This window comes from Pseudomonas serbica (assembly GCF_028823535.1).
In the GTDB taxonomy this organism is placed as follows: Bacteria; Pseudomonadota; Gammaproteobacteria; order Pseudomonadales; family Pseudomonadaceae; genus Aquipseudomonas; species Aquipseudomonas serbica.
Window position 1 is genome coordinate 21,746 of record NZ_JAQIYM010000009.1, and the last position, 13,548, is coordinate 35,293.

Sequence of the window (13,548 nt, forward strand, 5' to 3'; positions counted from 1 at the left end):
AGAAGCTGAAAGGATAGATGCGCAAGTATCGCCAACATTGTCGGCGTGATATAAGTTTGCGCCGACACAAAAAGAAAGAGCCGCCCAGATAATAAAACAGGTGGAGCGGCAGTACTCTTCTAAAAACCAAAGGAGCAAATCACGATGCGCGTGATGAAGTGGAGCATGATCGCACTGGCTGTTGCAGCAGGCACCTCGCAGTTCGCAATGGCGTCTTCCCAGGACGAATCCAAGGGTTTCATCGACGATTCGAGCCTGAAACTCAAAACCCGTTTTGAGTACATGAACCGCGACTACAAGAATGGTGCAAGCAACCCTAGTTCCGGCACTGCCGGCTATCGTCAGGATTCCGGTCTGAGCCAATTGCTCACCTACGAGTCGGGCTTCACTCAAGGTATCGTTGGTTTCGGCCTCGACGCCATGGCCATGGGTTCGGTCAAGCTGGACGGCGGCTCGGGCAAGCGCGGTAACGGCCTGTTCGCCAACGACAGCGACGGCAACCCGGAAAAATCCCAGGGCAAGGTAGGCGGTGCAGTGAAACTGCGTCTGTCCGACACCACCCTGAAATACGGCCAGCAATTCGTTGCCAGCCCTGTATTCGCTACCGACGACAGCCGTCTGATCCCGGAAGTCGCTACCGGCACCCTGCTCACCTCCAAGGAAATCAAAGGCCTGGAACTGAGCGCTGGTCGCTTTACCGCGCTGAGCAAGCAAACCGGCATGGCCCGTGACAGCATCGGCGGCGTATCCGATGAAGATGGCAACCACGGCAAAGGCCTGAGCGGCGGCATCAACATCTTCGGTGCAAGCTATGCCTTCACCGACAACTTCACCGCTGCACTGGCTGCATCGGATGCCGAAGAGTACTTCAAGAAGTACTACGCCAACCTGAACCTGACCCTGCCGATCAACGACGAACAGTCGCTGAACTTCGACCTCAACGCTTACAAAACCAAAGGCGATAAGCGCGGCGACACCATCGACTTCCTCGGTGACGGCGTTCTGGGCGTGGACAACAACCTGTGGTCCCTGGCAGCAGCCTATAGCCTGGGCGCTCACAAGTTCACCCTGGCCTACCAGCAGTCGAGCGGCGACAACGCTTACTACTACGGCGTTGACGGCAACAGCACCATCTTCGTATCCAACTCCATTCAGATCTCCGACTTCGTGGGCCGCGAGGAGAAATCCTACCAAGCTCGCTATGACCTGAACATGGCGACCTACGGCGTACCTGGCCTGAGCTTCATGACCCGTTACGTAATGGGTGACAACATCAAGACCAACGGTCTGGGTGAAGGTAAGGAAAACGAGTGGAACCTGGAGTCCAAGTACGTAGTACAGGAAGGTCCAGCAAAAGACCTGTCGTTCCGTGCTCGTTTCGCCAACTACCGTTCGAACGGTGCGTACAGCGCCTATTCGGCTGACAACTACGACACCCGCCTGATCATCGAGTACCCGCTGAGCATCCTGTAATCAGGCTGTAAAACCGGAACTCTGTAGATCAAGAAACCGCCCACCTCTTAAGGTGGGCGGTTTTTTTATGCCTGCCACATACCCAACACTTGGGCAAGCAACTTGCGCGCATAACGTTAATACTTTTTTCAATGAACCGATCAATAGTCACAAAAAAACCCAAGAGACTATTAGCCTCTTGGGTTTATGCAGTAACAAACAGACTTACTGTACTGACGCTTCCTGAACCACGCGAACTACACGCTGGGGAAATGGAATGTCAATACCCGCCGTCTTCAATCGGTCACGCGACTGTTCGTTAAACATGAACATCACGTCCCAGTAATCCGCCGTTTTCACCCAGACCCGCAGGGAAACAGTGATGGAACTGTCACCCAGGGTCGAAATGACTGCCTGAGGCTCCGGATCGGTCAATACGCGCGGATCCTTGGCCAGTTCCAGCAAGACTTCACGGGCCTTTTGCAAGTCCGCTTCGTAATCGACCCCCACATCGAATACCACCTTGCGGGTCGGTTGGCGGTTGGTGTTGGTGATGATGCCGTTCGACAGGTTGCCGTTAGGCACGATGATGGTCTTGTTGTCGCCGGTACGCAGTACGGTGTGGAAGATCTGGATGCTGTCGACGGTGCCGGCAACCCCTTGGGCTTCGATCCAGTCACCGATACGGAACGGACGGAACAGCAAGATCAGCACGCCGCCGGCGAAGTTTGCCAGGCTGCCCTGCAACGCGAGGCCGATGGCCAGGCCCGCAGCACCGATCGCCGCGACGAACGAGGTGGTTTCAACACCGATCATCGACGCTACGCTGACGACCAGCAGGATCTTGAGAATGATGTTAGCCAGGCTGCTGATAAACCCTTGCAGCGCAAGGTCGGCGTTACGCAGGGCAAGCAGGCCGCCAAGCTTTTGCGTGACCTTGTTGATCAACCACCAGCCGACAGCCAGGGTGATCACCGCCAACAGCACACGGCTGCCATACTCCATGATCATTGGGATCCATGACTGGGACACCTTGACCAGGTTGTCTACTTCAGCATTCAAATCCATTGTCGTTCTCCTGATTTCCGGCTACCCGGTACACGAAAAATAAACGGCAGAAAAGACCGTACCCGTCAGAGTCAATCGTTTCTACCGTTGCTTGGGCCTCGGACGCCTAAAACGCCTTTAGGTTCCCGCCTTGCAGGTCAATCGCGGAAGTTGTTGAACTGCAGCGGCATGCCGAATTCCTTGGCCCGCAACACAGCAATGGCTTCCTGCAGGTCGTCACGCTTCTTGCCGGTGATGCGCACTTGCTCACCCTGGATGGCAGCCTGCACCTTCAGCTTGGCGTCCTTGACGTGAGCGACGATTTTCTTCGCCAGCTCTTTGTCGATACCTTCCTTGAGCACCGCTTCCTGCTTCATCAGCTTGCCCGATGCGAACGCATCCTTGACCTCAAGGCACTGCACATCGATCTTGCGCTTGACCAGGGCCAGCTTGAGGATCTCAATCATCGCTTCGAGCTGGAAATCCGCTTCAGCGGTCAGGTTGACGGTCAGGTCCTTTTCCTTGAATTCGAAGCTGCCTTTGCCTTTCAGGTCATAACGACGATCGAGCTCCTTGACGGCGTTCTCGACCGCGTTGGTGACTTCGTGTTTGTCCAGTTCGGATACCACGTCGAACGACGGCATGTAATCTCTCCAATAAATAGGGCACGCTCAATCAAGAGGGAGCACGCCTGGCTTGCGGTTAAAATCCGCGCTGATTATAACGGGTCTTTCCCATCATTCACTGCGAGCCTCCCATGCGCGCCTTAAACAGAGCAAAAAGCTGATGTCCACCACCTGGCATGTTCTAGGCGCCGGTAGCCTCGGCACATTGTGGGCCGCGCGTCTGGCGCGGGCCGCCGTGCCGGTGCGACTGATTCTGCGTGACGCGGCCCGGTTGCAGGCGTACGAGGCGGCAGGCGGCTTGACCCTGGTCGAACATGGCCAGGCTCAGTGCCATGCGGTAAGCGCCGAAACGGCCGACAGCCTCACCCCGATCAATCGCCTGCTGGTCGCCTGCAAGGCTTACGACGCGGAACAGGCCGTGGCACAACTGGCACCGCGCCTGGCGCCCGGGGCCGAACTGATCCTGTTGCAGAACGGCCTGGGCAGCCAGGACGCCGTGGCAGCGCAAGTACCGCAGGCGCGTTGCATTTATGCGTCAAGCACTGAAGGCGCCTTTCGCGATGGTGACTGGCGCGTGGTCTTCGCCGGGCACGGGTTCACCTGGCTGGGAGATGCCGGGCATCCCGTCGCACCGATCTGGCTGGACGACCTCGACGCCGCGGGCATTCCCCATGAGTGGAGTACCGAAATCCTCACCCGGCTGTGGCGCAAACTGGCACTCAACTGTGCGATCAATCCGTTGACGGTGCTGCACGACTGCCGCAATGGCGGATTGCAGGAGCATCACTGTGAGGTTGCCACCCTGTGCGGTGAGCTGATCGAGCTGCTGGAGCGTTGCGGTCAGCCGGCAGCAGCGGAAAACCTGCAACAGGAGGTTGAACGGGTGATTCACGCGACCGCCGCCAACTACTCGTCGATGTATCAGGATGTCAGCAACCGGCGCCGCACCGAAATCAGCTACCTGCTCGGCCACGCCTGTAAAGTTGCCGCACGGCATCAACTGACCCTGCCGCACCTCAATCAGCTCGAATCGAGGTTGATCGCGCGCCTGCAAAGCCTTGGATTGCCCAGCGACTGAGCAGCGGCTACGCTGGCCACTTGTTCCTTCGCAGCGATTAACCTGATGCCATTGCGCCAGCGTCTTGAAAACCTCCCTGTCGGCCAGAAGCTGCTGGCCGCCCTGTTGGTGCTGTTGACCACTGTACTGCTGGTCGCCAACCTGACCTTCATCAGCGCCGCGTACTACATTTCCCAGGAAAGCATGGCGCCCCAGGCCCTGCAAACCATCGGCCGCCTGGTCTCCAACCCGAGCCTGGTGTCCGAAGCCTTGCAGTCGCCGGAAAGCGCCCAACGCCTGCTCAATGAGCTCGACAGCTATTCGCCGCTACGGGCCGCAGCCCTGTATGACGGCAAGGGCGAGCGCCTGGCGCAGTTGCAGCATGGCGATCATCTGAGCCTGCCCAAGCGTTACCAGCACATCGAATCCTGGCAAGTCACCGAGTTTCGCAGCAACCAGGTCATCACCCTGCCCCGCACCGGCACCGCACCCGGCCATCTGCTGCTGGTGGCCAGCAGTGAGTTGCCCATGGCGTTCTATACCGGGACACTGACCGCCAGCCTGGGCATCCTGATTTTCAGTGTGCTGCTATGGATGATCATCGCGCGGCAGATCAAACGCCTGATTACCCAGCCTATCCATCAGCTGGAGGAACTGTCCCGGCAGGTGACCCGGGAAGAGAACTACGCCCTGCGCGCCTCCCGGGGCAACCACGATGAAATCGGCAGCCTGGCCGAAGCATTCAACACCATGCTCTCGCGGATCGAGGCCCGAGAGCAGCAACTCAAGCGCGCCCGTGATGACTCCCAGGCCGCGTATGACCAGGCCCAAGGCCTGGCAGAGGAAACCCGCCACACCAATCGCAAGCTGGAACTGGAAGTCCAGGTCCGGAGCAAGATCGAGAAAAAGCTCACGGGATTTCAGAATTACCTCAACAGCATCATCGACTCCATGCCATCGGCACTGATCGCCCTCGACGAACAGCTCTACGTGACGCAGTGGAACCAGGAAGCCAGCGCCCTTTCCGGTACGCGCCTGGATGAAGCCTTGAACCAGCCGATCTTCCTCGCCTTCGAACCGCTCAAGCCCTTCCTCCCGCAGCTCAAGCAAACCGTAGAGCAGCACACGGTGGCCAAGATCGAGCGCGTGACCTGGGTCAAGGACGATGAACCGCGCCACTACGCCCTGACCTTTTATCCGCTGATGGGCGGTGCCGGGCGTGGCGTGGTGATCCGGATCGACGACATCACCCAGCGTCTCTCACTGGAAGAAATGATGGTGCAATCGGAGAAAATGCTTTCCGTCGGTGGCCTCGCCGCCGGCATGGCCCACGAAATCAACAACCCGCTCGGCGCGATCCTGCACAACGTGCAGAATATCCGCCGTCGCCTGTCCCCCGAACTGCCCAAGAACCTGGAGCAGGCCGAGCAGGTCGGCATCGAGCTGTCGACCGTCAACCAGTACCTGCAAGCGCGCGAAGTGCCGCAGCTGCTCGACGGTATCCAGCAGGCCGGCGCCCGGGCGGCGAAGATCGTCACGCACATGCTCAGTTTCAGTCGCCGCAGCACCCGGCAAATGGCCCCGTGCGATCTGCCGGCACTGATCGATCAAGCGGTGGAAATCGCCGGAAATGACTTCGACCTGGCCATTGGCTTCGACTTCAAGGGGCAGGCAATCATCCGCCAGTTCGACCCGGCGCTGGGGCCGGTACCCGGCACCGCCAACGAGCTGGAACAGGTGCTGCTCAACCTGCTGAAAAACGCCGCTCAAGCCATCCATTTACGTGAAGACGACAGTGAACCTGGCCGTATCATCCTGCGCACCCGTCTCAATCCACCCTGGGCGGAAATCCAGGTCGAGGACAACGGCATCGGCATGAGCGAAAGCGTGCGCAAGCGCACCTTCGAACCGTTTTTCACCACCAAGGAAATCGGCCAGGGCACCGGCCTTGGCCTGTCGGTCTCGTATTTCATCATTACCAACAACCACAAGGGCCAGATGGAAGTGCAATCCACCCTCGGCCAAGGCACCTGCTTCACCCTGCGCCTGCCATTGGCGAGCACCCCGCTCGTCTCTCAAGAACTCAACCAGCTATCGAGGTAATCATGGGCTTTCGCCTGTCGAAGATTTACACCCGCACCGGCGACAAAGGCGAAACCGGCCTGGGCGACGGTCGCCGCGTGCCCAAGGACCACCCACGGGTCGAGGCTATCGGCGAAGTGGATACGCTGAACAGTCAGGTCGGCGTATTACTGGCCGCACTGACGGCAGAAAGTGCCCTGCATCCGGGTTTGCAGGAAGTGATCGAGGTCTTGGCACCTTGTCAGCACAGGTTGTTTGACCTGGGCGGTGAGCTGGCGATGCCGGAGTATCAGGCGTTGAATGCCGGGGAAATCGAGCGCCTGGAAGTGGCGATTGATGTGTGGAATGAAGAGCTGGGGCCGTTGGAAAACTTCATCCTGCCCGGCGGCTCGATGCTGATTGCCCAGGCTCATGTCTGTCGCAGCCTGGCGCGCAGTGCCGAGCGCCGCTGTCAGCATCTGAATGCGATCGAGCCGCTGGCCGGGGTGGGTTTGGCATATATCAATCGGTTGTCGGATTTGTTGTTTGTGGTGGCACGGGTGATTGCCCGGCGCCAGGGGGTTGCGGAGATTCTTTGGCAGCCGGCGGCGAAACCTGAAGCTTAGTCGTCGCCTATTAGGCCCATTTCGCGGGCAAGCCCGCTGCCACAGTGATCGCGTCGAACACAAAACCTGTGTACACCGCTAAACCTGTGGGAGCGAGCTTGCCCGCGAAGAGGCCGGCAGCATCACAGCATAATCAGGCCTCAGGCCAAAAAGCCCGAATCCCCGCCACGCCCTGGGCACCTGCCGCCCAAGCCTTCTGAACCTGCGCAGGGCCAACGCCGCCCAGCAAAAACACCGGTTTGCTGAAGCCCTCGATCAAGCTCGAAGCCTGCTCCCAACCCAGCGGTTGCGCCCCCGGATGCGTCAAAGTCGGTTGTACCGGCGACAAGGTCACAAAGTCGACGCCCATTTCTTCGGCCAGCGCCAGCTCCTCAGCGTTATGGCAGGACGCCGCCAACCAGCGCGATGCCGGCAGTGGCCGACCAGCGGCTGCGTACTTGCGCAATTGTGCCGAAGTGATGTGCCAACCAGCGGAAGGGAAATCCCCCAGCCACTCGAACGGCCCCTTGATCATCAATTGCGCCTTGCCGGCACACAGCCCTGCCGCATCCACGGCCAGATCGCGGTACTTGGGGTCGTAACCGTTTGGCGCGCGCAACTGGATCAACTTGATGCCGCCCGCGATGGCCTTCTGGATTCCCCGCAGCAGAGCCGGGGTTTCCAGATCTTCCGGGGTGATCAGGTATTGCTCGGGCAAGCGGGCAGCCGCGACGATCGGCCGGTTGGCCTCGGGGAACTCGTATCCCGACAGGTCCCGGGCGGTGACCCAAGCCAGGGGCTGGCCTTCGGCGCCATGAGGCTCGCCGGTGAACGCCGAGACTTCCCAGACGTCCAGCAACACCTGTTTGTCCGGGTAATCATGGTGGACCTTGATCAACGGGCGCGCCGCGCCGACCACGATACCCAGCTCTTCGTGCAGCTCTCGGGCCAGGGCGCTTTCGACCGACTCGTCGGCCTCGACCTTGCCACCGGGAAACTCCCACAGGCCGCCTTGGTGCTGAGAGTCGGCACGGCGGGCGATGAGGATCTTGCCGCTGTCATCACGGATGACGGCGGCCGCTACGTGTACTCGTTTCACCGCTCGATTTCCTCCAGGCCAGCCTTCTGCCAGGCCTTGAAGGCTGGCCATTGGTAGATGGTTTGAACATAGGCTTCGTCAGTCTCGGGCAATTTCACCTGATAGGTGCGCAGGCGTACGGCAATCGGGGCGAAGAACGCATCGGCCAGGCTGATACGGCCAAACAGGTACGGACCACTTTCGGTGGCCGCAGCACGGCACTCGGCCCACAGGGCCGACATGCGCTCGATGTCGGCCTGCACGTCCGCCGGGAGCGGCGAGAGTGGCGCATCATGGCTCAGGTCGAAGGGCATGTTGCCGCGCATGGCGAAGAAACCGCTGTGCATCTGCGCGCACGCCGAACGTGCCTGGGCGCGAGCGCGCACATCTTTGGGCCAGAGGCCAGCGTCCGGAAACTGTTCCGCCAGGTATTCGGCAATCGCCAGGGAGTCGGCGATGGTGCCGTGCTCGGTCTTCAACAGCGGGACCTTGCCGGTTGGCGAGTGTTTGAGCAGGCGTTCGCGGGTGTCCGGCTGGTTCAGCTTGATCAGTTCTTCGGTGTAAGACGCGCCGGCCAGATCAAGGGCCAAGGCGCCGCGCAGGGACCAGGAAGAAAGCAGTTTGTCGCCGATGATCAGGTGCAGGCTCATGTTCAAGCGTCCTTCAAGCTAAAGGGATACCTGTAGGAGCTGGCTTGCCAGCGATAACGGTAGCGGCCTCAACACATCTTTCGCTGCAGAGGACGCCTTCGCCGGCCAGCCGGCTCCTACAGTTTCTGCAGCGTTATGTACGGTACTCGGCGTTGATCTTCACGTATTCGTGGGACAGATCGGTGGTCCAGATGGTTTCGCTGCAGTCGCCACGACCCAGCTCGATACGGATGGTGATTTCTTCCTGTTGCATCACCGCTGCGCCCTGGGCTTCGGTGTAGGTCGCAGCGCGGGCGCCACGGCTGGCGATGCACACTTCACCAAGGAACACATCGATCTTGCTCACATCCAGGTTCGGTACGCCGGCACGACCGACCGCCGCGAGGATACGGCCCCAGTTCGGGTCGGAAGCGAACAGTGCGGTCTTGATCAATGGCGAGTGGGCCACGGTGTAGCCGACGTCCAGGCATTCCTGGTGATTGCCGCCGCCGTTGACTTCAACGGTAACGAATTTAGTCGCACCTTCGCCGTCGCGTACGATCGCCTGGGCCACGTCCATGCACACCTCGAACACCGCTTGCTTGAGCTTGGCGAACAACTCGCCTTCGGCGCGGGTGATTTCCGGCAGCGCCGCCTGACCGGTGGCGATCAGCATGCAGCAGTCGTTGGTCGAGGTGTCGCCGTCGATGGTGATGCGGTTGAACGACTTGTTGGCGCCGTCCAGCATCAGGTTCTGCAACACATCGCGGGCGACCTTGGCGTCAGTGGCGATATAGCCAAGCATGGTCGCCATGTTCGGACGAATCATGCCCGCGCCCTTGCTGATACCGGTGACCGTGATGGTCACGCCATCGTGCTGGAACTGGCGGCTGGCGCCCTTTGGCAGGGTATCGGTGGTCATGATACCGGTGGCGGCAGCTTCCCAGTTGTTCTCCGACAGATCGTCGAGGGCGGCTTGCAATGCACCTTCGATTTTCTCGACCGGCAGTGGCTCGCCGATCACGCCGGTGGAATACGGCAGCACCTGGCTGGCATCGACACCGGTCAACTCGGCCAGTTTGGCGCAAGTACGCTCGGCCGCGGCCAGGCCTGGCTCACCGGTACCAGCGTTGGCATTGCCGGTATTGGTCAGCAGGTAACGCACCGGCCCCTGCACGCGCTGCTTGGCCAGGATTACCGGGGCTGCGCAAAAGGCGTTCAGGGTGAACACGCCCGCCACCGTGGAGCCTTCGGCACAACGCATGACTACAACATCCTTGCGCCCCGGGCGCTTGATACCGGCCGAGGCGATACCGAGTTCAAAACCGGCAACCGGGTGCAACGTTGGCAAAGGACCAAGACCAACAGCCATGAATGCGCTCCTTTATAGATGATGTCTGCACCGCTTTAGCAAAAGCGGGGGATTGAAATGGCAAAACGCCGCGACGGCATGAGCCGGTCGCGGCGCGGGTATTTCAGCGTATGGAACGGGTTTACTGGATCTGCCCGTGGCAATGCTTGAATTTCTTGCCCGAACCGCAGTAGCACAGCTCGTTACGGCCCAGCTTCTGCTCGTTGCGAACCGGGGCGGTAGCCAGGGCCACATCGACCTCTTCACCCAACTGCTCCGGCTGCTCCAGGCTCGGGGCCTCTTCATGCAGGAACTGCATGCGAGCGGCCAGCGCTTCGGCTTCCTGGCGCAGGCGCTGCTCTTCTTCGATCGGATCTTCGCGACGCACCTGAACGTGCGACAACACACGGATCGAGTCGCGCTTGATCGAATCCAGCAGCTCGGAGAACAGCGTGAACGACTCGCGCTTGTACTCTTGCTTCGGGTTCTTCTGCGCATAACCGCGCAGGTGGATGCCGTGACGCAGGTGGTCCATGGTCGACAGGTGGTCTTTCCACAGGTCGTCCAGTACGCGCAGTACGATTTGCTTCTCGAAGGTGCGCAGCGCTTCGGCGCCCGCCTGGTCTTCTTTCTCGTTGTACGCGGCGATCAACTCCTGCATCAGTTTCTCGCGCAGGGTTTCCTCGTACAGGTGATCGTCTTCGTCGAGCCATTGCTGGATCGGCAGTTTCACCCCGAAATCGCTTTCCAGTGCCGCTTCCAGACCCGCCACGTCCCACTGCTCTGGCAGCGATTGCGGAGGAATGTGCGCGCTGACGGTAGCGTTGAGTACGTCCTGACGGAAGTCGGCAATGGTTTCACCGATGTTGTCAGCGGCCAGCAACGTGTTACGCATGTGATAGATCACTTTACGCTGTTCGTTGTTGACGTCGTCGAACTCGAGCAGTTGCTTGCGGATATCGAAGTTGCGGCCTTCGACCTTGCGCTGGGCCTTTTCGATGGCGTTGGTCACCATGCGGTGCTCGATCGCTTCGCCAGGCTGCATGCCCAGGGCCTTCATGAAGTTCTTCACCCGGTCCGAGGCGAAGATGCGCATCAGGCTGTCTTCCAGCGACAGGTAGAAACGGCTCGAACCGGCGTCGCCCTGGCGACCGGCACGACCACGCAACTGGTTGTCGATACGGCGCGATTCGTGACGCTCGGACGCGATCACCTGCAAACCGCCCGACTCGAGCACTTGCTGGTGACGTTTCTGCCAGTCGGCCTTGATCTGGGCGATCTGCTCAGGGGTCGGGTTTTCCAGGGAAGCGACTTCAACTTCCCAGTTGCCACCCAAGAGGATGTCGGTACCACGACCGGCCATGTTGGTGGCGATGGTCAGTGCACCCGGACGACCGGCCTGGGCGATGATCTCGGCTTCCTTTTCGTGGAACTTGGCGTTCAGTACCTTGTGTTCGATGCCTTCCTTCACGAGCAGGCTGGACATGTGCTCGGAGGTTTCGATGGTCGCAGTACCCACCAGCACCGGACGGCCAGCGGCCATGCTTTCCTTGATGTCGGCGACGATGGCCGCGTATTTCTCGTCGGCGGTCAGGAACACCAGGTCGTTGTAGTCCTTACGGGCCAGCGGCTTGTTCGGCGGAATGACCATGACCTGCAGGCCGTAGATCTGGTGGAACTCGAACGCTTCGGTGTCGGCCGTACCGGTCATGCCGGACAGTTTGTTGTACAGACGGAAGTAGTTCTGGAACGTGGTCGACGCCAGGGTCTGGCTTTCGGCCTGGATGTTCAGGTTTTCCTTGGCTTCGATGGCCTGGTGCAGGCCTTCGGACAAGCGACGGCCCGGCATGGTACGACCGGTGTGTTCGTCGACCAGGACAACCTGGCCATCCTGCACGATGTATTCGATGTTGCGATGGAACAGCTTGTGCGCACGCAGGCCGGCATACACGTGAGTCAGCAGGCTCAGGTTATGCGCCGAGTACAGGCTCTCGCCTTCGGCCAGCAGGCCGATGCGAGTGAGGGTTTCCTCGACGAACTGGTGACCGGCTTCGTTGAGTTCGACCTGGCGGGTCTTCTCGTCAACGGTGTAGTGGCCGGCCTTGGTGACTTCGCCTTCAACTTCTTCAACGTGCAATTCCAGCTGCGGGATCAGTTTGTTGATCTCGATGTACAGCTTGGAGCTGTCCTCGGCCTGACCGGAAATGATCAGCGGGGTACGGGCTTCGTCGATGAGGATGGAGTCGACTTCGTCGATCACGGCAAAATTGAGTTCGCGCTGGAATTTTTCTTCCATGCTGAACGCCATGTTGTCGCGCAGGTAATCGAAACCGAATTCGTTGTTGGTGCCGTAGGTAATGTCGGCAGCGTAGGCCGCGCGCTTCTCTTCCGGCGGCTGGAACGGCGTGACCACGCCGACCGTCAGGCCGAGGAATTCGTAGAGCGGACGCATCCAGTTGGCGTCACGGCGGGCCAGGTAGTCGTTCACGGTCACAACGTGCACGCCCTTGCCGGACAACGCGTTGAGGTAAACGCCCAGTGTTGCCACCAGGGTCTTGCCTTCACCGGTACGCATCTCGGCGATCTTGCCTTCATGCAAGGTCATGCCACCGATCAGCTGGACGTCGAAGTGGCGCATGCCCATGACACGCTTGCCGGCTTCACGGGCGACCGCGAAGGCTTCCGGCAGCAGCTTGTCGAGGGTTTCCCCTTTGGCGAAGCGGGCCTTGAACTCATCTGTCTTGGCACGCAATTGATCGTCCGAAAGGGCCACCATTTGCTCTTCGAAGGCATTGACGAATTGCACCGTCTTGAGCATGCGTTTGACTTCACGCTCGTTCTTGCTTCCAAAAAGTTTCTTTAACAAAGGCGCAAACATATCGGCAGGATCTTCCACACTAAAGGGATGGAGGGCGGCCCCGTGAGTCGCCCGAGCAGCCCTCATGGCCGCATGCGAACGAGCATTCTACCCGGAAACGGTGGTGAGGAAAGTGGCGTTGTTCCACGATGCTGGCACTGCGTTGTAACGGGGCTCACTTAAAATAAGGGCAAATCGCTGAACTTCAAGCCATTCACGGCAGAAGTTACTTGTTGATTTAATGGGTAAAGCACGTGCAAAGCAATGGGTCGGGCGCATCCGCTGCTTTCTGCTACCATGGCGGCTCTGTTACTTCAGGTGTCTGATCATGGCATTTCGCCCTCTTACGGCCAGAGCACCCGCCGTTCTGCTTCGCGAAGCCAAGCCGCTCAAGGCCATTCTCGGTCACGCCCAACGCCTGGGGCATTTGCAACGTCTGCTCGAAAGCCAGCTGCAACCCGCCGCGCGCGCCCATTGCCATGTGGCGTCCTGGCGCGAAGGCAGTTTGTTGCTGATTGTCACCGACGGTCATTGGGCCACTCGTCTGCGTTACCAACAAAAACGCCTGCTCCGGCAATTGCAGATGTTCGACGAATTCGCCAACCTGACGCGAATCCTGTTCAAGGTGCAGCCGCCGACCGTGCAGCAAGGTGCGGCCGGGCATACCATGGATTTATCCGATGATGCCGCCGCGACCATCCAGGCCACGGCTGACGGGATCAGCGATCCGAACCTGCGGGCGGCGCTGGAGCGGTTGGCGGCGCACGCCAGACCCAAAGCCTGAC

General features: G+C 59.8%; 11 protein-coding genes. 5 read left to right on the plus strand and 6 right to left on the minus strand.

Annotated features, from left to right (window positions below; translation table 11 throughout):
• Nucleotides 1–144: 144 nt before the first annotated feature.
• Nucleotides 145–1,473 carry an OprD family porin gene (locus tag NQL71_RS15820; RefSeq protein WP_046818814.1) on the plus strand — a complete coding sequence of 443 codons (1,329 nt, stop codon included), beginning with the start codon at nucleotides 145–147 and terminating at the stop codon, nucleotides 1,471–1,473.
• A 204-nt stretch (nucleotides 1,474–1,677) separates the two neighbouring features.
• On the opposite strand, the gene NQL71_RS15825 is transcribed toward NQL71_RS15820, so the two are convergent.
• On the minus strand, nucleotides 1,678–2,520 hold the full coding sequence (locus NQL71_RS15825; protein ID WP_046818815.1) for a mechanosensitive ion channel family protein: 843 nt from the start codon (nucleotides 2,518–2,520) through the stop codon (nucleotides 1,678–1,680).
• A 137-nt stretch (nucleotides 2,521–2,657) separates the two neighbouring features.
• On the minus strand, nucleotides 2,658–3,143 hold the full coding sequence (locus NQL71_RS15830; RefSeq protein WP_007977344.1) for a YajQ family cyclic di-GMP-binding protein: 486 nt from the start codon (nucleotides 3,141–3,143) through the stop codon (nucleotides 2,658–2,660).
• Between the two features lie 142 nt (nucleotides 3,144–3,285).
• Here NQL71_RS15830 and NQL71_RS15835 point away from each other — a divergent pair, with 142 nt between their 5' ends.
• Genes NQL71_RS15835 through NQL71_RS15845 form a run of 3 tightly spaced genes read left to right on the plus strand, consistent with a single transcriptional unit; the run spans nucleotide 3,286 to nucleotide 6,869 of the window.
• Entirely contained in the window at nucleotides 3,286–4,203 is a 918-nt protein-coding gene (locus tag NQL71_RS15835; protein WP_046818816.1) for a putative 2-dehydropantoate 2-reductase, read from the plus strand.
• A 45-nt stretch (nucleotides 4,204–4,248) separates the two neighbouring features.
• Nucleotides 4,249–6,285, plus strand: a complete 2,037-nt coding sequence (locus NQL71_RS15840; RefSeq protein ID WP_274642992.1) for an ATP-binding protein — start codon at nucleotides 4,249–4,251, stop codon at nucleotides 6,283–6,285.
• A 2-nt stretch (nucleotides 6,286–6,287) separates the two neighbouring features.
• Nucleotides 6,288–6,869, plus strand: coding sequence for a cob(I)yrinic acid a,c-diamide adenosyltransferase (locus NQL71_RS15845; protein ID WP_046818818.1), 582 nt, complete (start codon nucleotides 6,288–6,290; stop codon nucleotides 6,867–6,869).
• Between the two features lie 133 nt (nucleotides 6,870–7,002).
• Here NQL71_RS15845 and NQL71_RS15850 read toward each other — a convergent pair whose 3' ends face one another.
• The 4 genes from NQL71_RS15850 to secA all read right to left on the minus strand — a co-directional run bounded on the left by NQL71_RS15850 (nucleotide 7,003) and on the right by secA (nucleotide 12,784).
• Nucleotides 7,003–7,947, minus strand: coding sequence for a Nudix family hydrolase (locus NQL71_RS15850; RefSeq protein ID WP_274642993.1), 945 nt, complete (start codon nucleotides 7,945–7,947; stop codon nucleotides 7,003–7,005).
• Nucleotides 7,944–8,576, minus strand: a complete 633-nt coding sequence (locus NQL71_RS15855) for a glutathione S-transferase family protein (protein ID WP_274642994.1) — start codon at nucleotides 8,574–8,576, stop codon at nucleotides 7,944–7,946. Before NQL71_RS15855 ends, NQL71_RS15850 begins: the two co-directional genes overlap by 4 nt.
• Nucleotides 8,577–8,709: 133 nt before the next feature.
• Nucleotides 8,710–9,927, minus strand: a complete 1,218-nt coding sequence (argJ, locus tag NQL71_RS15860; RefSeq protein WP_046818821.1) for a bifunctional glutamate N-acetyltransferase/amino-acid acetyltransferase ArgJ — start codon at nucleotides 9,925–9,927, stop codon at nucleotides 8,710–8,712.
• Between the two features lie 121 nt (nucleotides 9,928–10,048).
• Entirely contained in the window at nucleotides 10,049–12,784 is a 2,736-nt protein-coding gene (gene secA, locus NQL71_RS15865; RefSeq protein ID WP_046818822.1) for a preprotein translocase subunit SecA, read from the minus strand.
• A gap of 307 nt (nucleotides 12,785–13,091) precedes the next feature.
• Between secA and NQL71_RS15870 the strand changes: the two genes are divergently transcribed.
• Entirely contained in the window at nucleotides 13,092–13,547 is a 456-nt protein-coding gene (locus tag NQL71_RS15870; RefSeq protein ID WP_274642995.1) for a DUF721 domain-containing protein, read from the plus strand.
• Nucleotide 13,548: the final 1 nt, after the last annotated feature.